Origin of the sequence: Campylobacter concisus (assembly GCF_002913715.1) — a bacterium.
Taxonomy (GTDB): domain Bacteria; phylum Campylobacterota; class Campylobacteria; order Campylobacterales; family Campylobacteraceae; genus Campylobacter_A; species Campylobacter_A concisus_AG.
Genome location: NZ_PPCE01000001.1, coordinates 25,637 through 50,712 on the forward strand (window position 1 = coordinate 25,637; position 25,076 = coordinate 50,712).

At 37.1% G+C, this 25,076-nt stretch carries 30 protein-coding genes; 11 read left to right on the top strand and 19 right to left on the bottom strand.

Going from position 1 to position 25,076, the window contains the following annotated elements:
• Positions 1 to 4: 4 nt before the first annotated feature.
• From rpsS to rpsJ, 6 genes are read right to left on the bottom strand one after another with little or no spacing between them, the layout of a single operon-like run.
• The gene (gene rpsS, locus CYO92_RS00205) at positions 5 to 286 is read right to left on the bottom strand and encodes a 30S ribosomal protein S19 (RefSeq protein ID WP_002941639.1); all 282 of its coding nucleotides are present in this window, start codon (positions 284 to 286) and stop codon (positions 5 to 7) included.
• 2 nt (positions 287 to 288) lie between these two features.
• Positions 289 to 1,122, bottom strand: a complete 834-nt coding sequence (gene rplB, locus CYO92_RS00210) for a 50S ribosomal protein L2 (RefSeq protein WP_021091121.1) — start codon at positions 1,120 to 1,122, stop codon at positions 289 to 291.
• Between the two features lies 1 nt (position 1,123).
• Positions 1,124 to 1,405, bottom strand: a complete 282-nt coding sequence (locus CYO92_RS00215) for a 50S ribosomal protein L23 (protein ID WP_002941535.1) — start codon at positions 1,403 to 1,405, stop codon at positions 1,124 to 1,126.
• 1 nt (position 1,406) lies between these two features.
• Positions 1,407 to 2,021, bottom strand: a complete 615-nt coding sequence (gene rplD, locus CYO92_RS00220) for a 50S ribosomal protein L4 (protein WP_021092445.1) — start codon at positions 2,019 to 2,021, stop codon at positions 1,407 to 1,409.
• Positions 2,018 to 2,596, bottom strand: coding sequence for a 50S ribosomal protein L3 (rplC, locus tag CYO92_RS00225; protein ID WP_103582354.1), 579 nt, complete (start codon positions 2,594 to 2,596; stop codon positions 2,018 to 2,020). The genes rplD and rplC overlap by 4 nt, the downstream gene beginning before the upstream one ends.
• Before the next feature lie 20 nt (positions 2,597 to 2,616).
• The gene (rpsJ, locus tag CYO92_RS00230) at positions 2,617 to 2,925 is read right to left on the bottom strand and encodes a 30S ribosomal protein S10 (RefSeq protein ID WP_009295257.1); all 309 of its coding nucleotides are present in this window, start codon (positions 2,923 to 2,925) and stop codon (positions 2,617 to 2,619) included.
• Positions 2,926 to 3,182: 257 nt separating this feature from the next.
• Here rpsJ and CYO92_RS00235 point away from each other — a divergent pair, with 257 nt between their 5' ends.
• The 4 genes from CYO92_RS00235 (at position 3,183) to CYO92_RS00250 (ending at position 8,781) form a co-directional block, all read left to right on the top strand.
• Positions 3,183 to 6,239, top strand: coding sequence for an Eco57I restriction-modification methylase domain-containing protein (locus CYO92_RS00235; protein ID WP_103589612.1), 3,057 nt, complete (start codon positions 3,183 to 3,185; stop codon positions 6,237 to 6,239).
• Positions 6,202 to 7,296 carry an ATP-binding protein gene (locus tag CYO92_RS00240; RefSeq protein WP_103589165.1) on the top strand — a complete coding sequence of 365 codons (1,095 nt, stop codon included), beginning with the start codon at positions 6,202 to 6,204 and terminating at the stop codon, positions 7,294 to 7,296. The genes CYO92_RS00235 and CYO92_RS00240 overlap by 38 nt, the downstream gene beginning before the upstream one ends.
• A gap of 79 nt (positions 7,297 to 7,375) precedes the next feature.
• Positions 7,376 to 8,230, top strand: a complete 855-nt coding sequence (locus CYO92_RS00245) for an S-adenosylmethionine tRNA ribosyltransferase (RefSeq protein ID WP_103589166.1) — start codon at positions 7,376 to 7,378, stop codon at positions 8,228 to 8,230.
• The gene (locus CYO92_RS00250) at positions 8,230 to 8,781 is read left to right on the top strand and encodes a ribonuclease HII (protein WP_103589167.1); all 552 of its coding nucleotides are present in this window, start codon (positions 8,230 to 8,232) and stop codon (positions 8,779 to 8,781) included. Before CYO92_RS00245 ends, CYO92_RS00250 begins: the two co-directional genes overlap by 1 nt.
• Before the next feature lie 45 nt (positions 8,782 to 8,826).
• Here CYO92_RS00250 and tpx read toward each other — a convergent pair whose 3' ends face one another.
• From tpx to CYO92_RS00265, 3 genes are all read right to left on the bottom strand, one after another.
• The gene (gene tpx, locus CYO92_RS00255; RefSeq protein WP_103589168.1) at positions 8,827 to 9,351 is read right to left on the bottom strand and encodes a thiol peroxidase; all 525 of its coding nucleotides are present in this window, start codon (positions 9,349 to 9,351) and stop codon (positions 8,827 to 8,829) included.
• A gap of 14 nt (positions 9,352 to 9,365) precedes the next feature.
• The gene (locus CYO92_RS00260) at positions 9,366 to 10,508 is read right to left on the bottom strand and encodes a trans-sulfuration enzyme family protein (protein WP_103589169.1); all 1,143 of its coding nucleotides are present in this window, start codon (positions 10,506 to 10,508) and stop codon (positions 9,366 to 9,368) included.
• Between the two features lie 216 nt (positions 10,509 to 10,724).
• Positions 10,725 to 11,180 carry a DIP1984 family protein gene (locus CYO92_RS00265; RefSeq protein WP_103589170.1) on the bottom strand — a complete coding sequence of 152 codons (456 nt, stop codon included), beginning with the start codon at positions 11,178 to 11,180 and terminating at the stop codon, positions 10,725 to 10,727.
• An 88-nt stretch (positions 11,181 to 11,268) separates the two neighbouring features.
• Here CYO92_RS00265 and CYO92_RS00270 point away from each other — a divergent pair, with 88 nt between their 5' ends.
• Positions 11,269 to 12,432 carry a MalY/PatB family protein gene (locus tag CYO92_RS00270; RefSeq protein WP_103589171.1) on the top strand — a complete coding sequence of 388 codons (1,164 nt, stop codon included), beginning with the start codon at positions 11,269 to 11,271 and terminating at the stop codon, positions 12,430 to 12,432.
• Positions 12,433 to 12,562: 130 nt separating this feature from the next.
• On the opposite strand, the gene CYO92_RS09400 is transcribed toward CYO92_RS00270, so the two are convergent.
• From CYO92_RS09400 to sodB, 5 genes are all read right to left on the bottom strand, one after another.
• Positions 12,563 to 12,694, bottom strand: coding sequence for a hypothetical protein (locus CYO92_RS09400; protein ID WP_258031804.1), 132 nt, complete (start codon positions 12,692 to 12,694; stop codon positions 12,563 to 12,565).
• 22 nt (positions 12,695 to 12,716) lie between these two features.
• Positions 12,717 to 12,911: a hypothetical protein gene (locus tag CYO92_RS09240; protein ID WP_180997813.1), complete on the bottom strand. Its 195-nt coding sequence runs from the start codon at positions 12,909 to 12,911 to the stop codon at positions 12,717 to 12,719.
• 68 nt (positions 12,912 to 12,979) lie between these two features.
• Positions 12,980 to 13,558, bottom strand: a complete 579-nt coding sequence (locus CYO92_RS00280) for an aminotransferase class IV (protein ID WP_103589172.1) — start codon at positions 13,556 to 13,558, stop codon at positions 12,980 to 12,982.
• Positions 13,524 to 14,450 carry an aminodeoxychorismate synthase component I gene (locus CYO92_RS00285; protein WP_103589173.1) on the bottom strand — a complete coding sequence of 309 codons (927 nt, stop codon included), beginning with the start codon at positions 14,448 to 14,450 and terminating at the stop codon, positions 13,524 to 13,526. The genes CYO92_RS00280 and CYO92_RS00285 overlap by 35 nt, the downstream gene beginning before the upstream one ends.
• Positions 14,451 to 14,640: 190 nt before the next feature.
• Positions 14,641 to 15,291, bottom strand: coding sequence for a superoxide dismutase [Fe] (gene sodB, locus CYO92_RS00290; RefSeq protein WP_103589174.1), 651 nt, complete (start codon positions 15,289 to 15,291; stop codon positions 14,641 to 14,643).
• 468 nt (positions 15,292 to 15,759) lie between these two features.
• On the opposite strand from sodB, the gene CYO92_RS00295 reads away from it, so the two are divergent.
• Genes CYO92_RS00295 through CYO92_RS00305 form a run of 3 tightly spaced genes read left to right on the top strand, consistent with a single transcriptional unit; the run spans position 15,760 to position 18,587 of the window.
• Positions 15,760 to 16,752 (top strand): DctP family TRAP transporter solute-binding subunit, encoded by a 993-nt coding sequence (locus tag CYO92_RS00295; protein WP_103589175.1) that lies wholly within the window; start codon positions 15,760 to 15,762, stop codon positions 16,750 to 16,752.
• On the top strand, positions 16,752 to 17,294 hold the full coding sequence (locus CYO92_RS00300; protein WP_103589176.1) for a TRAP transporter small permease: 543 nt from the start codon (positions 16,752 to 16,754) through the stop codon (positions 17,292 to 17,294). Before CYO92_RS00295 ends, CYO92_RS00300 begins: the two co-directional genes overlap by 1 nt.
• A gap of 9 nt (positions 17,295 to 17,303) precedes the next feature.
• Positions 17,304 to 18,587, top strand: coding sequence for a TRAP transporter large permease (locus tag CYO92_RS00305; protein ID WP_103589177.1), 1,284 nt, complete (start codon positions 17,304 to 17,306; stop codon positions 18,585 to 18,587).
• A gap of 25 nt (positions 18,588 to 18,612) precedes the next feature.
• Here the strand turns inward: CYO92_RS00305 and CYO92_RS00310 are convergent, their stop codons facing one another.
• The 5 genes from CYO92_RS00310 to CYO92_RS00325 form a co-directional block, all read right to left on the bottom strand.
• Positions 18,613 to 19,575, bottom strand: a complete 963-nt coding sequence (locus CYO92_RS00310) for a GGDEF domain-containing protein (RefSeq protein WP_343219193.1) — start codon at positions 19,573 to 19,575, stop codon at positions 18,613 to 18,615.
• 82 nt (positions 19,576 to 19,657) lie between these two features.
• Positions 19,658 to 20,737 carry a GGDEF domain-containing protein gene (locus tag CYO92_RS00315; protein WP_223315365.1) on the bottom strand — a complete coding sequence of 360 codons (1,080 nt, stop codon included), beginning with the start codon at positions 20,735 to 20,737 and terminating at the stop codon, positions 19,658 to 19,660.
• Positions 20,738 to 20,783: 46 nt separating this feature from the next.
• The gene (locus CYO92_RS09245; protein WP_021091126.1) at positions 20,784 to 20,942 is read right to left on the bottom strand and encodes a hypothetical protein; all 159 of its coding nucleotides are present in this window, start codon (positions 20,940 to 20,942) and stop codon (positions 20,784 to 20,786) included.
• Positions 20,943 to 20,952: 10 nt separating this feature from the next.
• On the bottom strand, positions 20,953 to 22,797 hold the full coding sequence (locus CYO92_RS00320; protein WP_103589179.1) for a mechanosensitive ion channel domain-containing protein: 1,845 nt from the start codon (positions 22,795 to 22,797) through the stop codon (positions 20,953 to 20,955).
• Positions 22,790 to 23,434 carry a carbonic anhydrase gene (locus tag CYO92_RS00325; protein WP_103589180.1) on the bottom strand — a complete coding sequence of 215 codons (645 nt, stop codon included), beginning with the start codon at positions 23,432 to 23,434 and terminating at the stop codon, positions 22,790 to 22,792. Before CYO92_RS00325 ends, CYO92_RS00320 begins: the two co-directional genes overlap by 8 nt.
• Positions 23,435 to 23,604: 170 nt before the next feature.
• Here CYO92_RS00325 and CYO92_RS00330 point away from each other — a divergent pair, with 170 nt between their 5' ends.
• The 3 genes from CYO92_RS00330 to secG all read left to right on the top strand — a co-directional run bounded on the left by CYO92_RS00330 (position 23,605) and on the right by secG (position 25,075).
• Positions 23,605 to 24,303 carry a Bax inhibitor-1/YccA family protein gene (locus CYO92_RS00330; RefSeq protein WP_084109905.1) on the top strand — a complete coding sequence of 233 codons (699 nt, stop codon included), beginning with the start codon at positions 23,605 to 23,607 and terminating at the stop codon, positions 24,301 to 24,303.
• Positions 24,296 to 24,679 (top strand): thiamine-phosphate pyrophosphorylase, encoded by a 384-nt coding sequence (locus CYO92_RS00335; RefSeq protein ID WP_103589181.1) that lies wholly within the window; start codon positions 24,296 to 24,298, stop codon positions 24,677 to 24,679. The genes CYO92_RS00330 and CYO92_RS00335 overlap by 8 nt, the downstream gene beginning before the upstream one ends.
• 66 nt (positions 24,680 to 24,745) lie before the next feature.
• The gene (secG, locus tag CYO92_RS00340) at positions 24,746 to 25,075 is read left to right on the top strand and encodes a preprotein translocase subunit SecG (protein WP_103589182.1); all 330 of its coding nucleotides are present in this window, start codon (positions 24,746 to 24,748) and stop codon (positions 25,073 to 25,075) included.
• The last annotated feature ends 1 nt before the right edge of the window (position 25,076 follow it).

Here is a 25,076-nt window from a genome sequence, read left to right on the forward strand (position 1 = left end):
TCCCTTACTTGCCGATTTTCTTTTGCACTGAGCCTTTATGACCCTTAAATGTGCGTGTTGGAGCAAATTCGCCAAGTTTATAGCCTATATGATTTTCTGTAACATATACAGGAATAAAGCTCTTGCCATTGTGAACGTTAAATGTTAGTCCAATCATTTCAGGTACAATCGTGCTACGTCTTGACCAAGTTTTGATTGGTTTGTTATCGTTTGCATTTTTTGCGGCAATAACTTTTTTCATTACATGATCATCTACGAAAGGACCTTTTTTGAGTGATCTTGCCATCTCTATTTTCCTTTCCTTCTTGAAATTATAAGCTTATCGCTAGCTTTTTTACGGCGAGTCTTAGCACCTTTAGTTGGTTTACCCCATGGAGTAACTGGGTGACGGCCTGAATTTTTCTTACCTTCACCACCACCGTGTGGGTGATCAACTGGGTTCATAGCAGAACCACGTGTTTGTGGGCGGATACCGCGGTGGCGATTACGTCCGGCTTTACCGATAGTGATATTAGCCCAGTCTTCGTTGCCAACTACACCAATACTTGCCATACACTCAGCTAGTACTTGTCTCATCTCGCCACTTGGCATTCTTAAGATAACATACTTCTCTTCTTTGCCCATTAGCTGAGCATAACCGCCAGCTGAACGAGCTATCTGAGCGCCTTTACCAGGCTTTAGCTCTACGTTATGAACGATAGTACCAACTGGGATAAATCTTAACTTCATAGCGTTACCTGGTTTAATATCTAGTGAGCCCTCATCGATAGATGCGATAACGTCGCCAACATTTAGGCCATTTGGTCTAATGATATAGCGTTTTTCACCATCTTTGTAAGCTATAAGAGCGATACGGCAGTTTCTGTTTGGATCGTACTCGATCGCTTCAACTTTACCTTCTATACCAAATTTGCGACGTTTAAAGTCGATGATACGATAAAGTTTTTTTGCACCTGCTTCTTTATGTCTTGAAGTTATACGACCATTGTTATTTCTACCGCCAGATGCAGGTATTTTAACAAGCAAGCTTCTAACGCTTGGTTTAGCTGTTATATCTTCAGAGCTTAGTCCAGTCATATATCTACGACTAGGTGTATATGGTTTATATGATTTTATAGCCATCTTACGCCTCCGTATTTTCTAGGCTTACGCCTTCAGGTAACTTAACGTAGAATTTCTTTATCTCGTCACGTTGGCCTGCTCTTCCTCTAAAACGTTTAACCTTGCCGCTAATTCTAAGTGAATTTACGCGAACAGGCGTTACTCCAAAATACTCTTGTAAAACCGCTTTTAAGCTGTTTTTTGTAACTCTTGGTGAAGTTTGGATAACAACAACGCCTTGTTCTTGAAGGCCTAGAGTTTTTTCTGTATAAATAATTGTTTTGATATCAGTTATATCCGCCATTTTAGCCCTCTTTTGTTATAGTTTTTAGTGCAGCTTTTTCAATGATAACCGAACTAAATGTAGAGACAAGATAAGCATTTACCTCATTTGCATCTACTACATAGCAGTTTGCTAAATTTCTAAAAGCAAGTAGTGTTTTATCGTCTAATAAATCTTTAACGATAAGCGCGTCTTTTACTTTTAAATTTTTGATGATATTAGCTGCATCTTTTGTCTTTCCAGACTCGATTGAGATGCTATCTACTGCGAAAATTTTACCATCTTGTGCTTTTACTGCCAAAGCGTACTCAAGAGCTAGTCTTTTTTGTTTTTTATTGACTTTTTGAAAATAGTTTTTCTCGTTTGTTGGACCAAATGCAACTGCACCGCCTACCCAAACGTTAGTTCTAGTTGAACCCGCTCTTGCACCACCACGTCCTTTTTGTCTCCATGGTTTTTTACCACCACCGCTTACAAAAGCACGGCTTTTAGTGTGAGCCGTATTTGCTCTTATACCAGCAAGGTAAGATTTTACATAAAGATATAGGTTGTGCGGATTTACTTCAGCGTAGCTTGCAGGAAGCTCTAGCTCGCCTGAATTTTCAAATTTATCGTTTAATACGTGAATTTTACTCATTTTACAATCCTTATTTTACCCATTGCACCATTGTGACCAGGAACGCAACCTTTTACAACTACGATGCTATTTTGAGCGTCAAAGCTTATTAGCTCGTTTTTAACAGTAACTTTCTCATTGCCCATGTGTCCTGCCATTTTCATACCTGGTTGAACACGACCTGGCCATTCGCAGTTACCAATTGAACCGTGGCGTCTGTGGAAACGTGAGCCATGGCTTTTTGGACCACCACCAAAACCATGTCTTTTTACCACGCCTTGGTAGCCTCTACCTTTTGAGTTAAAGCTAACTTTTAAAATTTTAGCCTCGTTTAATGGTGTAAAGTCTAGGTTTCCAACTTCGCTATTAGCTACTTCAAGCGTAGCAAATTTGTTAAATTCTGCAGTCAGATTGTATTTCTTTTGCTGACCAGCGATAGCTTTGTTGTTTGCTTTAGTGTGGGCATACGCTACGATAGCACGTTTGTTTTCGTCGATCTCACATACTTTAGCCTCAACTAGCTTAAGTAGTGTAACTGGCGTACTCTTCGTGGCAATCGTTCTACTCATGCCTATTTTTTCTACAATATATTCCATACTCTTATCCTTTTGTCCGCTTATTTCATCGCACGAACTTCGACATTAACTTCTGGAGCTAGGTCGAGTTTTGTTAGGCTATCTACAGTTTCTGGAGTAGCAGCTACGATGTCAAGCATACGAGCGTGTATTCTCATCTCAAACTGCTCACGTGAGTCTTTGTTGATGTGTGGAGATTTTAAGACTGTATAGCGTTTGATCTTTGTAGGCATTGGTACCGGGCCACGAACGTCGGCACCTGTTCGTTTGACAGCTTCTACGATTGCTGCAACAGTGCGGTCTAGAACTCTATGGTCGTAAGCTTTTAGCTTTAACCTGATTCTTTCCATGTGTTTTCCTTTAAAAAGAACTTGTCGCAAACTCGCGACCTCTTTACATCAAAATAACTCGCATAGGATCAAGCGATCGTACGAGCAAAGACGCTTGTCTTTTCGTAAAGAGAACGCGATTTTACAAAAAAGCTATTATAGTTGTCAAGAAAAACGTCATTTTTTGATGAATTTTGATTAATTATTTCCTTTTAATCAGGAAAATATAAAATTTAAAAAGATAAGATTCCAAGAAATTAAAATTTTAAAGAGAAAAGATGCCGATCTTTAATTCAAAATTCTTATTAACTCAAGAACAAGATGAGGAAAAGCTTAAAAAGCGTTATGCAAATTTGCAAATGTATCAGGCAAAAGCTAGTGACATTAAGAGCTTCAAAGAAGAAAAATTTCAAACGCAGTTTCTAAAATATATCTTTGAAGACTGCCTTGGCTACACTTTAGACACTACTAATCCTACAAATTTCAATCTTGAACGCGAGAAAAAGAACGAAACTGACGGCAAAAAAGCAGATGGGGCGATACTGATAAATGGCGAAGTTAGATGCGTGATCGAGCTAAAAGATCAGACTACACAGCATCTTGATAAAACTCCATCCAACCGCGAGCTTAGCCCGGTAGATCAAGCTTTTCGCTATTTTATCTCACATGAAAATGCCAAATATGTCGTTGTTTCAAATTTTAACGAACTGCGCTTTTACATCGGCAATAAAACAACATTTGAAAAATTTGACCTTTTTACAGCAAGCTTTGAGGAGTTTAAGAAACTTCATTTACTGCTTAGCTTTGAGAGCATTAGCACGGATCTACCGCTAAAGCTAAAAGAGAAATTTACCACTCACGAGCGCGAAATTTCAAATAAATTTTATAAAGACTTTAGCGCATTTAGACTCACTCTTTTTAAAAATATTTGCAAAAACAATACTAGCATTGATAAAAATAGGCTTTTAAGCCTAACTCAAAAACTATGTGATAGGTTTGTCTTTATACTATTTGCCGAAGACCGCGGACTACTAAGACTTCGCACGATAGCCGAGATAAAAGATAAATTTCAAAACCAAGTTACTGAGCTTAGTTTTTATGACTTTTACAAAATTTACTTTAAAGCCATTGATGAAGGCAGTGAACGTCTTGATATCAAACGCTACAATGGCGGACTTTTTGCCACAGATACTGAGCTTGATGCACTAAAGATGGACGATAGCGTGCTTGAAGCGCAGTTTTTAAGCGACTATGACTTTTTAAGCGACATCGGTGTAAATATCCTAGGACATATCTTTGAAAGCTCACTAAACGACCTTGAAGAGCTAAATGCGCAAATAAATGGCAATGAATTTGATGCCAAACAGAGCAAACGTAAAAAAGATGGCATATTTTATACGCCAGAGTTTATAACAGAATTTATAGTTGAAAATTCGCTTGGTGCGCTTTGTAAAGCTAAAAAAGATGAGTTAGGGCTTGATCTAAATGAGTTACTAGCACCAAAAAATCCCAAAAAATTAACCAAAGCAGAAAGCGAGATCAAAGATAAAATTTATACTTACCGCGAGTGGCTCTTATCCCTTAAGATACTTGATCCAGCTTGCGGCTCTGGTGCATTTTTAAACCAAGCTTTAGAATTTCTAATTGCCGAGCATGGCGCATTAGACACTTACCGCAAAGTATATGAGGGCGAGGGCTTAGGACTTTACGATATAGAAAGCACTATTTTAGAAAATAACCTTTACGGCGTAGATATAAATGCCGATGCGGTCGAGATCGCTAGACTATCTCTTTGGCTCCGCACAGCTGCCAAGGGACGAGTTTTAACAGATCTTAGTAAAAATTTGATAGCAGCAAACTCGCTTTTAGAATTTCCTTTTAACTTTAAATTTGATGTCGTTATCGGCAATCCTCCCTATGTTAGACAAGAGGCGATAAAAGAGCAAAAGCCAGCCCTACAAAAATATAAAGTTTATAGTGGCACGGCTGATTTGTTCGTCTATTTTTATGAGCTTGGCATTACGCATCTAAAAGAAAATGGGCTTTTAGGTTTTATATGTTCAAATAAATTTTTCCGCGCCAGCTATGGTGAAAATTTACGTAAATTTATACTAGAAAATACACAAATAACACATATTATCGATTTTGCTGGGGTTAAAGTTTTTGAAGATGCGAGCGTAGATAGTGCGGTTACTATTTTTAAAAAAATAAGAGCTGGTGAAAATTCAAAATTTAATTTCCTAGCTTCAAGCACCATAAATTTAAAAACGCAAAAATTTATCCAAATACCACAATCCACGCTAAACGAAACAAATTTCACTTTCCTTGATAAGAGCAAATTTGAGCTAAAAAATAAAATCGAAAAAGTCGCAAAGCCATTGAAAGATTGGGATGTGAATATTTATCGTGGAATTTTAACTGGATTAAACGAAGCTTTCATTATTGATAGCGACACTCGTGATAAAATTTTAAATAACTGCGTTGGAGAAGAAAGAGAACAGATACAAAAGCTCATTAGACCGATCTTACGAGGTCGAGATATAAAGCGTTATGACTATGAGTGGGCTGGGCTGTGGCTCATTTGCACATTTCCGGCGTTAAAGATAGACATTGAAAATTTTCCAAATCTTAAGAGATATTTACAAAATTTCTTGCCTTATATAGCACAAAGTGGCGAAACTATAAATGGTAAAAAATGCCGTAAAAAAACATCAAATAAATGGTTTGAGACGCAAGATAGCATCGCTTATTATGAGGAATTTGAAAAAGAGAAAATTTTATGCGCCAGAATGGTGCAAAGCCCAAAATTTGCTTACGATATAAATAATAATATTCCAGACAATACTGCATATTGCATAACTGGCGAAAATTTAAAATTTTTATTAGCCTTTTTAAATTCAACAGCTGTTTATAAAATTTTCAACTTTTTCTATGCTGGAGGCGGACTTGAAGGCGAAATAAAAATAAATCGCTTAGAAATTTTACCTATCCCACAAATCACGCCACAAAATGAAAATTTAGCAAACGAGATAATAAATTTGGTCGATGAAATTTTAAAAGCCAATGAAAAAATCAAGCTTTACGAGAAGCACATGCCTACTTTAACTCTTGATGAAAAGCTAGAAGCCAAAGAAAATATCGACACGCTAAACGACAAAATCAAGGCAAGTGACGAAAAAATGGACAAACTTGTTTTTGAGCTTTATGAACTAACGAGCGACGAGATCGCACTTATAACGGGGGGGGGTTCTGAAGGTATAGCAAAAATTTACATATACATCTTACAAAGGGGAGAAAATGAACCAATTAGAGCTTTATTACAATCAGCCGCTTAAATCAAGTAAATTTATCCCCAGAAAATACGAAATCATCTCGCCAAAGACGCTTATCGTTGGCGCCATTGCAAGTGGCAAAACGGCCCTTGTTTATGAGTTCTTGAGCCATTATAAAAGTGAGGAGAGGCTTTATGTAAATTTAGACGATCTAAGGATAGACAGAGCTTTACTTTTAGCAAATCTAAAAGATTTTTTAGAAAAAAATGCCCAGATAAAGGTGCTCGCAGTTGAAAATTTACAAGCTACTGACCTTGCAAATTTAGGCTTTTTAAAGGGCGCAACACTTGAAAATATCATCCTTACAAGCAAGGAATTTTCACTCACGATTGATGGCTTTGCTCGCATAAATTTAAACTATCTCGACTACGAGGAATTTATACTATTTTTTAAGAAAAATTTGGACCAAGACCTGCTGTTTAGCTATTTTTTGGCTCACGGCAACGAGATAGCAAGTGCCTTTTTAGACTCCAGCGAGGTCACAGCTCACTTGCAGCAGCTCTTAAGAGCAAATTTAAGCGAGCAAAGCATTGCGATTTTAAAAGAATGTGCTCCAAAATGCCACGATGTGCTTAGTACTTTTGGTATCTACAAAAACCTAAAAGAGCAGATGAAAATTTCAAAAGATAGTGTCTATAACACAGTAGCCAGTCTTAATGAAAATGGTTTTATAGAATTAGTACCAAATTTAGATGAGAGCAGTACGAGCAAAAAACTCTACTTTACAAATTTTGCACTTCGTAACGCTTTATACCTAAAAAAGGATTTTTTGGCAGTCTTTACAAATGTTGTTTTTTGCGAATTGCTTAAATTTAAAGATGAAATTTACTACACAAAAGAGATTGATTTCTTCCTTAATAAAAGGAAGATCGCGATTATCTGTGTGCCATTTTCTGCGCCAGAGATCATCTTTTTGAAATTTAAAAAACTCCACGCAAGCTTAAAAGAGCTGGGTATAAGTAAGCTTCAGATAATCAGCGTCGCAAACCAAGCCGAGCTTAGCTTTGAGGGCATAAAATGCGAAATTTTGCCCTTTTCTAGGTGGAGTCTAGGTTTATAAATTTAAACCTTTATTTGATTATTGTTTTAAAAGCTTAAAGTAAAGAAGTTATAATCAAAAAAAACTATAAAGGACGGACATGAGAGCATTTTTTGGGATTTTTATACTTATAGTAAGCCTATTTGGCTATGAGATAAATCACGAAAACTGGGCAAAATTTTATAAATTTATTGGTGAGGCAAATGGCATAAAATTTGAAGTTTATATGAACTATTTTAAAGATGAATTTGAAAATTTTAAGCAAAGTAAGAGCTTTAAAGTGCCGGCCAAGATAAGCGGGCATATCTTTTTTGATGGTACAAAATACGACTATGAAAAAGGTAATCTTGAGCAAAATAGCAGTGAAATTTCGTCGCTAAATGCTGTATCTGATAAGATAAATTTAGACGTTAAAAATGAAAATGGCGAGCTAAAGGGCAAAATAATCGTTAAAAACAAAGCCTATAATGCGACTATCAAAAAAGAAAAAGAGTATGAAATGCTAAATATTGGCATCCAAATGACCGAAGCAAATGGCACGAGATACGAAGCTATAATTAACGATATATTTGCCAAAGAATCGGCTAAAAAAAATAAAAATAAATTACTCTCGACACTTTATGACCTAAAAAGCGAGCGTAAAAAATGGCCAAATAACCAATTTGAGAGCCTAGATAACATCTACTATATAAATGACAAAATAAAAAGCATCTGCACCTATAAAAATAATAAAACTAGCTGCGATGTTGTCTTGCTTAAAACCAACAAAAAGCTAAAGCTAAAGCAAATTTTTAAAGATATAAACGACCCTCATCTAAAGGCAATCCTCGCAACAGCAGGCGTTAGCGAAAATTTTGTACTTTCGCCACTTGGGCTTACCTTTTTAAATGAGGAGCAAATTAGCGTGCCACTTGATGAGCTAAGACCTTACTTTAGCGATGAAATCGGACTTTAATGGCAAAAATTTGTGGCATAGATGAGGCTGGACGTGGGGCTTTAGCTGGGCCTTTAAGCGTAGCAGCCTGCGTGCTAAATAAAGAAATTTCAGGCCTAAACGACTCCAAAAAACTAACTGCAAAAAAGCGTGAGGAGCTTTTTAAAGAGATCATAAAAAGCTCAAATTTTCTCATCATCTACTTCTCAAATACACAAATAGACGAACTTGGGCTAAGTGAGTGCTTAAGGCGAGCGCTCAAAATTTTTAAGGCGCATTTTGAGGGTTTTGAGATCATTTATGATGGAAATTTAGACTATGGTGTTGGTATCACAACGATAATAAAAGCTGACAGCAAAGTCGCTGGGGTAAGCGCTGCTAGCATATTAGCTAAGGTTAGCCGTGATAGTTTGATGAAAGACTGGGATAAAATTTACTCAAAGTATGGCTTTGCTAGGCACAAAGGATACGGCACAAAAGCGCATTTAGACGCTATTGCTAAGTTTGGCTATTCAAGCCTTCATAGAAAAAGCTTTATAGTAAAGTCTTTTGAAAAATCTCTATTTGACTAAGATTAATTATCTAAGCATCAAATAGATGCTTAGATAACGCTTTTTTTAATGGCAGCCACAACCGCAACTACCGCTACTTTTAATAGCATCAAATACAGCATCGTAGTTTGGCTCTTCTGTCACTTCAGGGACGATTTGTTTGTGAATTATTACGCCATCATTGATAACAAATACCGCTCTTGCAAGTAGTCCTTTTAGTGGGCCATCGCTCATTAAAACGCCATAGTTTTTAGCAAATTCTCCGTATCTAAAGTCACTTCCAACATGTAAATTTTCTATGCCTTCAGTCGTGCAAAATCTCCCCATCGCAAATGGCAAATCATTTGAGATGATGCTAAGTTTTACACCATGTTTGCCAGCTACTTTTTCGTTAAATTTACGAGCCTCTGCTGCGCAAACGCCAGTATCAAGTGATGGTAAGCAAACAAGTACTTCTACGCCATTATTTCCGCCTACGCTAAACTCGCTAAGATCTTGCGCTACGACTTTTGCTTCAGGTGCATAAGAGCCTACGAAGACCTCGTTTCCACTTAAATTTACCTCACTACCTTTAAATTTTGTAGTTGCCATATCTATCTCCTTTATTATTTTTTTGCTTTTTTAAATGCTTGATCAAGATCTGCTATTAGATCATCAGCGTTTTCGATACCGATTGCTAGGCGAAGCAAGTTTTGCTTTATACCAATCTTATCTAGCACCTCTTTTGGATACGCCTCATGCGTCATCGTCGCAGGCCTGCAGATAAGGCTTTCTACGCCACCAAGACTTACCGCTAGATCAAAAATTTCTAGCGATTTTACAAATTTATTTACATCATATTTTTCATCGAGCTCAAATGAGATGAGAGCACCGATGTCGCTTGCTTGAGCTGCTTGCATATTTGCCTCTTGCTCACTATATGAGCCGGCAAAATGCACCACGCTAACTGCGTCATTATTCTGCAAAAATTTGATTATTTTATGAGTATTTTGCGTTTGTCTATCAAACCTAACGCTAAGCGTTTTAAGCCCACGTATTAGGTAGTATGCGTCCATCGGGCTTATGATGCCACCAAGCGTGTTTTTAGCAAATTTTATCTTCTCAGCCAAAGCATCGTCATTTAGCGTGACGATACCAGCGATCACATCAGCGTGTCCGCCGATATATTTTGTAGCGCTATAAACCACGATATCAGCTCCATGGTCAAGCACTCTTTGATAATAAGGCGTTAAAAATGTGTTATCCACGATGACTAGAGCGCTTTTTTTGTGAGCGATCTTTGAAATTCTAGCAATATCTGTCACTCTTAAGAGAGGATTTGACGGAGTTTCGATGAAGATAGCCGCCACGTCGTCACTAATGTCATCTTCGCTCAAAAAATTTAGATCATCTATAAATTCGCTCTTTATACCGTGGCTTTCAAAAACGGTTGTAACATATCTATAAGTGCCGCCATAGACGTTGCTATTTAGTAGGACTTTTTGCCCAGTTTTTATAAGGCTAAGTGCCGCCGCTGTTGCTGCCATGCCTGAACCAAAGCTAAATGCATATTTGCTGCCTTCAACCTTTGCAAAAATTTCATCAAATGCCTTTTTGGTTGGGTTGCTACCACGCGAATATGCAAATTCTTGAAAATTTTCAAGATCATCTTGCACAAACGTGCTTGCTAAAAAAACAGGCGGAATGACAGCTTTATTTGGATTATTTTTAGCTTCGATGCCTTTTACGATCAAGGTGTCAAGTTTCATAAATTTCCTTTTAAAAATTTGTGAAATCTTACATAATAAAGATTAACCTTCCCCAAACCCACCCAAAACGTAGCTAAATCAGTAAGTGGTAGTAACATTTATTTTTAAGAATACATTTTTTAAATTGCTGGGATAAATTTAAGCTTTTGCTCTCTCCCCGCAAGCCTAATAAATTTTTCTTTTTACTCGCCTTTAGCTACATTTTCACCATAAATTTTATTCCATAAGATCAACTTGCCAGTTTGCCTCTTGCAGCTTCATATCTAGCTCTCTGATCTCTTTTGAAAGCGCATCCACTTGCTTTTGAAGTGTCGCCACATCGACCGTGCTTAAAATTTTGATCTCGCTATTTGAGTAAAGATCGACCTTTTGACTAGCACTTGTTGCAAACTCCCTAAGCACGTTTGCTTTTAGCGCTAAAGCGTCCTTTTTAGCGATCATCTCAGTTAGGCTAATGCCATCAAATTTAGCGCTTGAGTTTGTTAAATTTATAGAGCAAATGAGCCTAAAAAGCTCGCTTGTTAGCTTGTCAAGCTCTTTTAAAAGAAGCTTTGGATCCTCGCTTGGACTTTCATTTTCCTGCGTTTTTGCATTGCTAAGTAGCCTAACTTTTAGCTGTTCGATGCGCTTTTGCGTGTCAGATCTTAGGATGAGAGCCTGAGCTAGTTTCATCATTTTTCCTTTTTGGGTATTAAATTTTTAAATCATCTTAGTATCTTTTGGGTTATAATTGATTTAAAATTTTATTTAAGGAAAAGCTATGAAGTACGATTTTGACACATTAGTAAGCAGAGAAGGTACCAACTCATCAAAATGGCGTATGAAAAATGACGTTTTGCCGATGTGGGTTGCAGATATGGACTTTAAGGCTGCACCTGAGATATTAAGCGTCTTGCAAAAGCGCCTTGATAACGGCGTCTTTGGCTACTCGTTCATCCCAAAAGAGTGGAACGAGGCGATAAAGAGCTGGTGGCAAAGACGTCACAACGTGAGCTTAGAGAACGAGTGGATGTGCTTTTGCACTGGCGTTATACCGGCCATCTCGACTGCTATTAGGAGATTTAGCAGTCCAGGAGATCAAATTTTAGTGCAAGCACCCGTCTATCACGTCTTTTTTAACTGCATCAAAAACAACGGCCGTGAAATTTTATCAAACGACCTTGTTTATAAAAATGGCTCTTATGAGATTGACTTTGAGGACCTCGAAGCAAAGCTAGCCCAGCCACTAACTACTATGATGCTTCTTTGCAATCCTCACAATCCAATAGGTAAAATTTGGGACAAAGAGACGCTAAAAAAGATAGGCGAGCTTTGCTACAAGCACGATGTTTTAGTTATCAGTGATGAAATTCACTGCGACATAACTGATCCTGGGCTAAACTACGTGCCATTTATCAGCGTGAGCGAGGAGTGCAAAAACAACTCCATCACGTGTATCTCGCCTACAAAGGCCTTTAACATCGCCGGACTTCAAAGCTCCGCAGTCGTCGTGCCAAACGAAATTTTAAGAGCAAAAATGGCCGCAGCGATAAACTACGACGAGGTCGGCGAGGCCAACGCCTTTGCGATAATCGCTGCTATCGCGGCGTTTGAACGTGGCGAAGAGTGGCTTGATGAGCTTAGAGAGTATCTTTTTGAAAACAAAAAGGTCGTCGCAAACTTCATAAAAGAGCATAATTTGCCAGTCAAACTCTTGCCATCAAATGCAACCTATCTTTTGTGGCTTGACTGCAGTGCGTTTTGTGAGGATTCGAGCGAATTTATGAATTTCTTGCGCGATAAGGCTAGACTTTGGTTAAATGACGGCAACGCTTACAGAGGAGATAGATTTTTCCTTCGTATGAATATCGCAACACAAAAAAGCCGCGTCATCGAAGGTTTAAATCGCCTGAAAAACGGGATAAATTTATATTTGAAAAGATGACTTGAAGCTAGAAAGCACTCACTTGCGAGACAGTGTCGTTTTACCACGTCAAAAATAGGAACGAGGCTCGCACAGCGATCAATCAAAATTTGGGATTTAAAGCGCATTTGGCTTTAAATCCACTAGAAAATCATTTGTCCTCATATACCAAAGACATCTGACCGTGACAGAAATTTAGTATCCCTTTACCTTTTTTGAAATGTATCTCGACGCCCTTGTCGCTCACCATCCTTATGCCACTAGCCGCAGGAGCGTGCTTCATGTCAAATTTATAGCCTATAGAGTCAGTAAAAACCGGCTGTCTCAAAAAGATCGCTCGATACGAGCGTGGCTTTATAGTCTTTGTAGTCTCCTGTCCCGTGAAATTCGATCGTTTTTGTCTCTTTAGCCATAGATGGCGCCTGATTAGCGGTGTTTGAAGTCGCGCAACCGCTTAAAAACACGAGTGCGATCAAAGATAAAGCTAGAATTTTTTTCATGTTTATCCTTTTAAAAATTATGACAGACTTTACTTTTTAAAGGTAAATTTTAAATAAAATTTCACACGCTAGCGCGTAAATTTAAACTCCTTGAGCTCTAAAAAGCCCATCATTGCGTTCATCACGCCAAATCTTTTGCTCTCAAGCAGCCTTTGCACGCTTATGTCTTCTTGTCTCAAAAAACCATCCTCAAGCAGCCTGGCCCTCGTAGTGCCCCTTAGAAGCGGGCTTTTAGGCGTTACCCAGCCGTCATCAAAGATCGCTAAATTTGCGATGCTAGTATCGGTCACAAGCCCGTTTTTTATCATCACTATCTCGCTGAATGCGCCCTTTGCAGCGTCTATATCGCTTCTATCTAAAAATTTCTTCTCATAGCTAAACTCCACATCCACGAGCCTAAATTTATAAAATCGCCTCATCTCATAGGCAAAATACTCTACGCTTTTTAAATTCCCGCCTCTATCATATATGACCTTGGCTCTGACCAGCCCAGAAAATGGCGAATCAAGGCAGTTTTCAAGGTCGAATTTAAGCGCTTCATCAGCCGAGGCCGTCGCTCTTTTTATGTGAAATTTCAAATTTTGCGGCTTGAAGTCTAAAATTTTTATCGTTTCAAAAAGTAAATCCGACTTTTTGCAGTAGCTCATCGTATTCCTTTCTAGCGTCGCTACGCGCAGTTATGCCTCCGCCACTAAAAAATTTAAGCATTTGGTCGAGCTTTTTTACAAACCTTATCATCACAAAGCTTTGTAAAATTTCTCCGTCGAAATAGACGAACACACCCGTATAAAAGCCGCGTGGCTCGCGTTCGCACTCGTTTATGATCCTGCAGGTCTCATGCTTTGGCGTGCCACTTATCGATCCGGCGGGTAAAATTTTATCAAAAATATCGCCAAAGCCTAAATTTTCATCTAGTTTGCCGCTGATGTGAGAGCTAGTCTGTAGTAGCCCTGCAGCTCGCTCGATAAAGCGAAATTTATGTACCCTAACCTTGCTAGCCACCATAGATAGGTCGTTTCGCATCAGATCCACGACCATCGCTTGTTCGCTGAATTCCTTTTCATCGTTTAGCAAAATTTCACTGGCATTTGGGAGACTAGCGTCTATCGTGCCCTTCATCGGAAAGGTATGGATGTAGCCGTTTTCGATGCGCACGAAGGGCTCTGGCGAGAAACAGACGAAGTCACCCTCTTTTAATACCACCACCTTAGCGTTTGAGTGCTCAAATATCTCCTGCAAGCCAAGATCCGTTTTTATAACGGTCGAGAAGCAGAGGTTCAAAAGATAGCTATCGCCGTTTTTTTGGTGCTCCTGCACGATATCAAAGCGCCTTTTGTATTCATCAAAGCTGATCGGGAATTTTTGCAGGTCATATTTTAAAGGGACGCTGTTTTTGGCATCGAGCCTAAATTTTAGACCGAATTTTGCAGCCTCATCAGGACTGCAAACGATATCAAGGTCTGGCGTATCGTAGCTTAGCAAAGCGATGAATGGCTTTGTCTTGAATGAATTTAGTTTATTTTTCGTGGTTTCTAGCAAAATTTGACCTAAATTTAAGAGGCTTTGTCGTGGTTGCGTCGTTTAAACAAAGCCGTTTGAAAAATAGTAGTGAAATTTCGCTTAAATTTTGATCTTAACGATGTTTAAGCAAGATATCTCACGTGTATGGAGCAAAATTTTAAGACCCGCCAAGCTCATTTGGCGGGCAAATTTTAGATGAATTTAGCTCTTAATGACAGCCACAGCCAGATGTGCAACTGCATTTGCCGTGAAGCTCGTCGATATAAAATTTGACAGAATTTAAGCCCTCTTTAAGCGCCCACTCGTAAGCTTTGCTTACAAATTCCCAGTTTATGTTTTCAAAGAAAGTCTCTAGGTATTTTGGGCGAGCGTTGAAGTTATCGATGTAATAAGCGTGCTCCCAAACATCAACAACTAGAAGTGGCACTTTGCCATCGCTTACTGGAGTTTTTGCGTTGCTAGTTTGCACGATCTCTAGCTTTTTGCTGCTTGGATCAAATACAAGCCACGCCCAGCCTGAGCCAAAAAGCGTTGTAGCTGCTTTTAAAAACTCCTCTTTGAAATTTGCGAAATTTGCCTCGATCGCAGCTTTTAGCTCGCTTGACATCTCGCTTTTTTTAGCGATGCAGTCCCAGTAAAAGTCGTGGTTATAAACTTGAGCGACGTTGTTGTATAGGCCGCCTTCGCTATTTTTTAGGATTTCGTAAAATGATGCGTTAGCAAATTTTGTATCTTTTATGAGATTGTTTAAATTTGCAACATAGGTCGCGTGGTGCTTGCCATAGTGGTATTCACAGGTTTTAGCACTTACTACTGCATTGGCATTTGCGTCAAACGGAAGTTTTCTTAATTCAAACATAATAATTCCTTAATAATAAAATTTGTTATCTCGCATTATAGCCACAAAAGATTAACAAACAAAATCTTTTAAAATTTAAGCCAAAAATAGGGCTTTTTATAAAAGCTAAATTTTGCATTTATAAAAGATGAGTGAATTTGCTTTATAAATTTGTGGTTAAAAGAGTGAAATTTATATCCTAAAAGAGCAAATTTGGCTTTGTAAAAGAGAGAAAAGTAAATTTAAATTTCTCTAAATGTAAAAAATAATATAAAAATATGTGTAGAAACGTAACAAATATAGGCTATAAAAATGATAAATAAATTTTTACGTTAAATTTACAAAGCAAAAACTATCCATTTTAGATCAAAAATGTTACAAAAATACACATATAAAAATAAAGATATGTGAATTTATGAAACAAAATTTCCAAATTTTCATTTTTGAAATTTATAATGCACATATCAAAACTATTACAAAGGATGAAAGATGAAATTCTTACAAGCTTTACTTTTTACATGTGCCATCAGTGGCTTAGCATTTGGTGCGGATAAGGTCTATACGATCAAATTTGCTCACGTTGTCGCAGCTTCTACGCCAAAGGGTAAGGCAGCTGACTTCTTTGCTAAGCGTGCTGAGGAGCTAAGTGGGGGCAAACTAAAAGTTCAAGTTTTCCCATCAGCTCAGCTACTTGATGATGATAGAGTTTTTGGCGCGCTAAAGCTTGGCAATGTCCAAATGGCAGCTCCTAGTTTTTCTAAATTTACACCTATCGTACCGCAGTTTCAGCTGTTTGACCTGCCTTTCATCTTTAAAGATGCAGAGCACCTTCATAAGGTCCAAGACGGCGAGGTCGGCGAGGAGCTAAAAGGCCTTGTGACTAAGAAAGGCTTTGTGGCGCTTGATTACTGGGATGCTGGATTTAAGCACTTTAGCTCAAGCAAAAAACCAGTTCTTGTGCCAGAAGATGCAAAAGGACAAAAATTTAGAATCCAAAGCTCAAAGGTGCTTGAAGAACAAATTAAAGTAGTTGGTGGCAACCCACAAGTTTTACCATTTTCAGAGGTTTACTCTGCACTTCAACAAGGCGTAGTTGATGCGACTGAAAACCCGCTTTCAAATTTCTATAACTCAAAATTTCACGAAGTTCAAAGCTCGCTTACACTTTCAAGCCACGGATATTTGGGCTATTTAGTCGTTATGAGCGATAAATTTTGGAGCAAGCTACCAGATGATCTAAAAGCAAATGTAAAACAAGCTCTAAGCGAAGCAACAGCTTTTGAGAGAGAAGAGACAGCAAAAGAGGACGCTCACGTCATAGCTGAGCTTGAAAAATACATCGCTGCTAGTAAAAAACTAGAAATTTATAAGATCGATGACGCACAAAAAGCCGAGTGGCAGAAGGTTATGCAGCCAATCTATCCTAAATTTTACGATGTTATCGGTAAAGACCTCATAGAAAAGACTCTTGGGACAAAATAATGAAGAGCTTTTTTAATGTCCTTGATATAGCGATAGCCTCACTAAATAAAACTATCGCAGTAGTTGGGCTTGCAAGTGGAACATTGCTAGCCTTTGCAAATGTTATGGCTAGATATTTTTTCGATAAAAGCTGGTCTTGGGCGAGCGAGCTATCAAACTATCTTTTTATCTGGTCGGCATTTTTTGCCGCAGCGTATGGCTTTAATAAGGGCATTCACGTAAGTGTAACTATCTTGGTGGAGAAATTTCCACCAGCGCTTGCGAAGGCGTGCCTACTCTTTTCGCACATCTTAACAACTGTCTTTTTGATATTTATCGCGGTTTATTCGGTTGATTATCTTAAAATTTTGCACGAGATCGAGCAGATGATCATAGACCTTGGCATACCTCAATGGGTCCCTATGCTAGTGCTTCCAATAGCCTTTGTCACAGCTAGCTACCGCTCAGCTGAAAAAGCTATAAAAGTAGCTCTAACTCCTGCAACACAAGTCGTAAATAACGAAGCGCACGAGCTAGCTCATGGTAGCGTAGTCAAAGACTAAGGAGAAAAGATGACGATAGCATTTTTATTTATCCTACTTTTTGTGCTGATGCTAATAGGCGTACCAGTGGCGGTTTCGCTGGGAACTAGCACCGTTTTAACGATGATATTTTTTACAGATATCGACATCGCTACGATCCCACAGCTTATATTTGATGGTATCAATAAATTTTCTCTAATGGCGATACCGATGTTTATCTTAGCTGGAAATTTACTAAGCAAAGGTGGCTCAGCAAGGCGTATCATCGACTTTGCAAAGTCTATGGTCGGACACTTGCCAGGTGGCTTGCCTATGAGTGCGATATTTGCCTGCATCATCTTTGCAGCAGTTTCTGGAAGCTCACCTGCGACGGTTGTGGCTATTGGCTCAATTATGTTTGCGGCGATAAAAGAGGCTGGCTATCCAAAAGAGTACGCAGTGGGCGGTATAACTACGGCTGGCTCGCTTGGAATTTTGATCCCACCTTCAGTTGTTATGATAGTTTACGGCGTAACAGCAGAGGTTAGTATCGGCAAGCTCTTTATGGCAGGCGTCATACCAGGTCTTATGCTTGGCGCATTTATGCTTATTCAAACTTATGTCGGAGCAAAAAAGCTTGGCTTTAAGGCGACTAAGGCTGAGCCACTTAAAGTAAGAGTGCAGAAATTTGCAAAAGCATTTTGGGCGCTTTTAATCGTTGTTGTGGTTATCGGCGGAATTTATGGAGGCATTTTCACTCCAACTGAAGCTGCTGCGGCAAGTGCTGTTTATGCGTTATTTATCTCACTTTTTATCTATAGAGATATAAAGATAAAAGATCTTTGGGACATCTGCCTAGACTCAGCCCTTACAACAGCTATGATATTTTTCATCATCGCAAACGCCGTTGTTTTTGCATATTTGCTAACTAGCGAGCAGATCCCTCAAGCGATCGCTTCGATGATACTTGACGCAAATATCGGTATGATAGGATTTTTGATATTTGTAAATATCTTACTCTTTATCATGGGTCAATTTATGGAGCCTTCAAGCGTCATCATGATCATGGTTCCACTATTGCTTCCTATTTCAACGCAACTTGGCATAGATCCGATACACTTTGGCATTATCTTAGTTGTAAATATGGAGATAGGTATGGTGACTCCACCCGTTGGACTAAATTTATTTGTCGCAAGCGGTCTTACAAATATGAACTTAAAAGAGGTCATCATGGCGTGCTTGCCGTGGACGCTGACTCTCTTCTTTGGTCTTATCTTGGTTACTTATATACCTCAAATCTCACTTTGGCTACCAAACCTAATGTACGGACATTAAAATTTAGAGGCTCAGGCCTCTAAATTTATGCTTTTGGATCGTAATCCGCACTCATAACGATATTTTTACCACTTCGCTTACCAGCATAAAGTAGATTATCAGCTTGTTTTATCATCTTTTCTAAGCTAAATTCTCCCGTACCATCATGAGCAACTACTCCAAAAGTCATAGTTGCGTTGATCTTTATATTTTCAAACTCAACTATATTTTTACTCAAAGTCTCTCTAACACGCTCTACGATACTTACAGCTGCATCTTTTTTTACGCCCAAGACGACTGCTAAAAATTCTTCTCCACCAAACCTAGCTACTCTATCTTTATCTCTAAATGTGTTTTTAAATATGCCTGATAAGCTTTTTAAAACAGCATCTCCTACGCCGTGTCCATAGGTATCATTTATCTTTTTAAAGTTATCAATATCACACATAACGATAGCAAAGTCCCTATTTTTATATAGATCATTTTGACTTAAAATTTTCTGCATCGAAGTACGATTTAAAAGTCCTGTTAATGGATCGTGATTTAAGATATTTTCAGCCATCTCTTTTTCCTCTAAGATACTTAAAAATATAAATAAATTTGAGCTCTCCAAAAGGTACGAAATAATAACCGAAAATACGCAAACCATACTTAAGTTAAAAACAAAAAGTAGATCTTTAAAGCCGTCAAAATCTTTTACAGGCTGACCATCTAAATATACATAGCAGGCTATGGATAAAATTATTTGCACTACAACTATTATGTAGTTAAAAAATTTATAGGTAAATGAAGTAAAAAACAGTATTAGCGACGACGCTAAAAACAATAATCCAAATCCATATCCCCATCCAAGTGTCAGCATACAAACTAATGCATGAAATAAAATTTCAAGCTGGACTATAAGCATTGTTATCTTGTTATTTTCAGGGCTATCGTAGATAAGCCTTAAAAGAAAAAGATAGGTTGCTACTGAAAATACATTCGTAACCGCTAGAATTTCTTCTTTCATAAATAAAAAAATAAAAAAATAACAGACGTGAGTTAATAATATTGAAAATATGATAATTTTTTGAGCCGTATAGAGTGAAATTCTACGCATCCGAGCCCTTTTTTAAAATTTCTAATTCGATGCGGTCTTTGCCATTTTGCTTGCCTTCGTAAAGCAGCTTATCTACTAAAGTTATGGCTTGCTCAAAATCCACCTCAATACCATTTGCACATATTAGCATTCCAAAGGTCATAGTAACTGGAGTTTTATCTGGAAGTTTTGCGTTATTTATCTGTTTTTTAAGCCTTTTACTCACTTCGTGGATAAATTCTATCTTTGTATCAGGCAAGATTATCAAAAATTCTTCTCCACCCCAGCGGCAAACATAGTCTTTGCCTCTAAATGATTTCTTTAAAGCGCTGGCTACATCTTTTAAGACCTCATCACCGCAGTCATGCCCGTATGTATCGTTTATTTTTTTAAAATTATCAATATCGCCTAGCATTATGACTAAATTTGTATTACCACTTCTTTCCTTGTTAGCAACTAGTTCAAATCTTAAAGTTTTTTCTATTGTTCTTCTATTTAAAAGCTGCGTTAAAAAATCATGCTTTGAGTCTTTTTCAAGCTCTTCCGTCTCTTTTCTTATTTGCTGATATCCACTAGAAGTGATGATATCTGCAAACATTGAAAGTCTTAAAACAATAAAAAAAGCAAAAACAATACTGCATATAACTATCGCCCCTCGTATAGCCGATGGGATCAGCGGTGCCTCATCTTTGTGAATAAAATAAAGAAGTATAAGCAAGATTAATTCTAAAAATGCCATTATATAAGTAAGACTCTTTGAATCAAACGCTAGGAAGTAGTTTATAAAAATTACACCAACGAGTATTATCCAAATTCCAGTATTCCAACCCATAGTAGTAACAATAATAGTAACAAGTAATATGATATTTAGGTGAAATGCAAGAGATATTAATACTCTATATTTTATGTCAAATTTTATTCTAAGCAATATCCCAGCTGCTATAAATAATAAGCACATAAAAAGTAGTGGTGTAGCTATGATCATAAAAAGCAATAAAGATAGTGCATTTGCAACCATCATAACGTCTAATATCGTTTTATAGATATCATCGATCGCTTTATAACTACTTTGATCTACAAAATCGTGTGTCAAACAAAACTCCCTGTAAATTTATTCCATTAAATTTCATTAAGTATTTCTAATAAGAGTCGTAACTATCTTCGTCCTCGTCACTATCTTCGTAGTTGTAGTCATTTTCATCGTAATTATAGTCATAACTATCGCTACTATCGTCCTCATCGTCATTAAATTCAGAGTAGTCTTCTTCTACTTCTTCATAGTCAAAATCATCACTCATTGTTTTCTCCTTAAATTTTATCTTTGACACTTTCAATATACAAGCTTTGGCTTGGGAATGCGAAATTTAGACCATTTTGCTTTAAAATATCCATAATCTTTAGCATTACATCTTGCTTGACATCTAAAAATTCTCCCCAAACGATAGTCTTTGCAAAACAATAAACTAAGATATTTATCGAGCTATCTGCAAAATCATCAACCACGACAAATAAATTTGATTTATATCCAGCATAATCATCAACCGAAACTATACTTTGTCTATATTTTAGCCCTTTTTTCTTTGCTGTTATATCCTCACTTTTGGCAATATCTGGATGATTTATCAACATAGTTTTTATATCATCTACACATTTTTTAATCTCATCAGTTGTTGCTCCATATTCAATGCCTATTAGCATTCTGATACGTCTACCAACTTTTCTTCTACTCCAGTTTCTAACAGGATCACTTGCTAGTTTTGAGTTTGGCACAAAGATTAAAGCATTATCAAAGCTTCTAATAGTCGTCTTTCTAAAGCCAACCTCAACAACAGTACCCTCTATATCACCACAAACTATCCAATCCCCTTGCGAAAATGAGTTATCAAAGAGCATCATGACAGAAGCAAAGAAGTTTGCGATGATGTCTTTTGCAGCAAATGCAACAGCAAGACCACCGATGCCAAGTGAGGCTATGAGCGCTGATATATCAAAGCCAAGCTTTTGAAGAATTAGTAAAAGTGCGATTATTAATACAATTACATAGACTACTTTTAAAACTAAATTTACGACCTCTTTTCGTCTACTCTTTTGTGCGATTTTATCAATTATTACTATGCCATAACCATTTAGGATAGTTAAAACAAGCCATGAAAACGCTACTATGTAGACGATCGAAAAGATATTTGCTAGAGTTAGTGGCACTGGTACTGGATAAAAGCCAACACCTATACAAATATTTAGTGCATAAATGATAAGAAGTGCAGAGATAGGCTTTTTAACGATATCTACTATCTGATCCTTTGCCTCCTTTACGCCTTCGCCTGATGCAATAAGTGACATAAGCCAATATGTGAGTTTGGCAAGAATTCTTGTAAGTGAGACAAAAAATAAAAATACTGCGATTATAACTACGATCTTGCCAACGTTAAATTTTGCCGAATTTATAGAAGTTAACTTATTTATATATTCGACCGTATCGACTAAATTTAGCTCTGATAAGATCATGCTTGAGCTTAGAAGATCGGCATTGTTTTTAAGATAGATTAAAATTTCCTCATCAGTCTCTTTTTTTAAATCAAGCTCGGCAAATGCATTATCGTAAGAGTTTGAAGTCTCATTTAGTGAATCTTTTAGCTCCTTTATGCTGACGTAAGAATTTGTTTGTAAATTTAAAAGTCCGTTATCTATCACCTCTTTTATAGAGTTTGCTTTAGCGCCTTTTTTAAATATCTCTTCAAGATTAATTAAAGCTGAGAAATATGCATAATCTATCTTCATTTTCTCAAGCTCAATAGCACTTTGAACGTAAGCATCTTTGTTTGATTGCTTCTCTAATCTAGCTACTTTTTTTTCTAAATTATTTTTTTGCAAAATAAATTTATCAATATCGTTTTGAGTTACCTCAATCTGCATAACATATAGTGGAATTTTTTCCAAAAGGTCATTTTTTTTCTTTTGAAGTCCAGCTAAATTTGAATTATCAGCTTTTGTTGAGTTTGTATCTTTTTGCTGTGCTTTTATGATTTGGATTTGGTTGTTTAAAGTTAAAATTTGATTTGTTAGGCTTAGTATATTTTCTTCTTGAGTTTTATTATTTTCAGCACCAAGAAGCATTACAAATGAGAGCAAGACGATAGTTAAAATTTTACGCATTTTCACCTCTTTTATCTGCTAAAAGTTTGAATGTACCTTCCTTTAAATCGTAGCTGAAAATTTCACCGGTTTCTATAATGTAGTGCCAGCCATAAATTTGAAGATTTCCTCTTTCATACTCCTCTTTTACATTTGGATAAGTCATTATATTTTCGATCGAATTTATCACATTTAATCTCTCAGTTAGCCACGCCATCTTTACTGGATCGTCGCTTGTAAATTTAAGCACTTCTCGCTTGATCGGCTCTATTAGCTTTATCCAATTTCTAACATTTGGCGTAGTTTTGAGCTTTTTTTCATCCATATAAAGCGCTGCACATCCGCCACAGTCAGAGTGCCCGCAAATAATGATATTTTTGATATTTAAAAGCTCTAATGCATATTCGATAGCCGAAGTCGTTGCCAAAAATTCCTCGCTCACTCTATAAGGCGGCACGATGTTTGCGATATTTCGCACCATAAAAAGCTCGCCTGGAAGGCAGTTTGTTATCAAATTCGGTACCACTCTTGAATCAACACAGGATATAAAAAGAGTATGCGGGTCTTGTCTATTTTGTAGACTTTTAAAGAGCTCTTCATGCTCCAAAAAGCCATCTTCCATAAATTTTACCGCACCTTCAAGTAGCGAGTCATCCATAGAAATTTATCTCCATTTTTTATATTTTTACGCGATTATAGCAACTTTTATTTAATCTAAAAAATACTTTAATATATAAATTTTTAACTAATATAATTTATTAAAATTCTTTTTATTCATTGTTTAATTATTTTAGGCTAAACTCATTCAAAAATTCATAAGGAGATAAAATGAGTCTGTATGATAGGAACTACGCAAAACAAAATCAAGAAGAACTTGCGTATTCTCAAAGCTCACTAAGTACTTTTATAAAACAAACTTATCAACTTTTTGCAGCATCACTACTTTCAGCTACAGCTGGCGCCTATGTAGGTATTAGCATTGCTGGCGTTTTTGCGGCAAATAGATTTTTGTTCTGGGGACTTGTAATAGTCGAGTTTGCACTACTTTTTGGCTTAATGGCAGCTAAACGCAAAGAGGGATTAAATTTAATACTTCTATTTGCGTTTACTTTCATAAGTGGCCTTACGCTAACTCCGCTACTTTCAGCGATCTTGGCTATGCCAAGTGGAGCTGGTATTGTAGCTCAAGCATTTGGACTAACAACAGTTGCTTTTGGTGCATTAAGTGTCTTTGCAATGAATACAAAACGTGACTTTACAACAATGGGTAAAATGTTGTTCATAACCTTAATTGTTATCGTTGCAGCAGCTATTATCAATATTTTTGTTAAAAGTACAATGTTTCAACTTGTAATCGCAAGTATTTCATCGATCCTATTTAGCGCATATATACTTTTTGATACGCAAAATATTATCCGTGGAAACTACGAAACTCCAGTTGAAGGAGCGGTTGCGTTGTATCTTGATTTTGTAAATCTATTTACATCGTTACTACAAATTTTAGGAATTTTTAATAGAAATGACTAAAGATGAGCGCATCTACAGAGTGATAGATGCGAATCTAAATAGGCTAAAAGAAGGGCTTCGTGTCGTTGAAGATATAAAAAGATATGTCTTTGATGACGCTAAGCTCGCCTACAAAATAAAATCCCTCCGCCATAAAGCAAAGATCCCACAAAAAGAATTTTTAAAATTTAGAAATTCACAAGAAGATGTCTTAAAAACTAGCACAAAAAGCGAGCAAGCTAGAGAAAATTTAGACGAGATAATCACTGCAAATTTCAAGCGTGCCCAGGAGAGCGCCCGCGTGCTTGAAGAGTGCTTTAAGCTTATAAATTTAGAACAAGCTGAGCTTTTTAAAGGTATAAGATATGAGCTTTATGAGCTTGAAAAAGAACTTTAACTAAAAATTTAAATCTTTTCTTGTATAATCGCAAACAATTATTTTTAAAAATTTAAAGGAAATTTCGTGAGTTTAATATTTTTGATCTTACAGTTTGCTCTAGCTGTCATCATAACTATCGCTGTTTTACTTCAAAAAAGCTCATCTATCGGACTTGGGGCATATAGCGGAAGTAACGAGAGTCTTTTTGGAGCAAAAGGACCAGCTGGATTTTTAGCTAAATTTACTTTTATCGTAGGTATTTTATTTATCTTAAATACACTTGCACTTGGATACTTCTACAATAAAGATCTAAAGCGCTCTATCGTTGATACAGTAGATAGCAAATCTCTAGTCGTACCAAAATCAAGCGACGTGCCATCAGCTCCTAGCGTACCACAAACTCCAGCAAAATAAC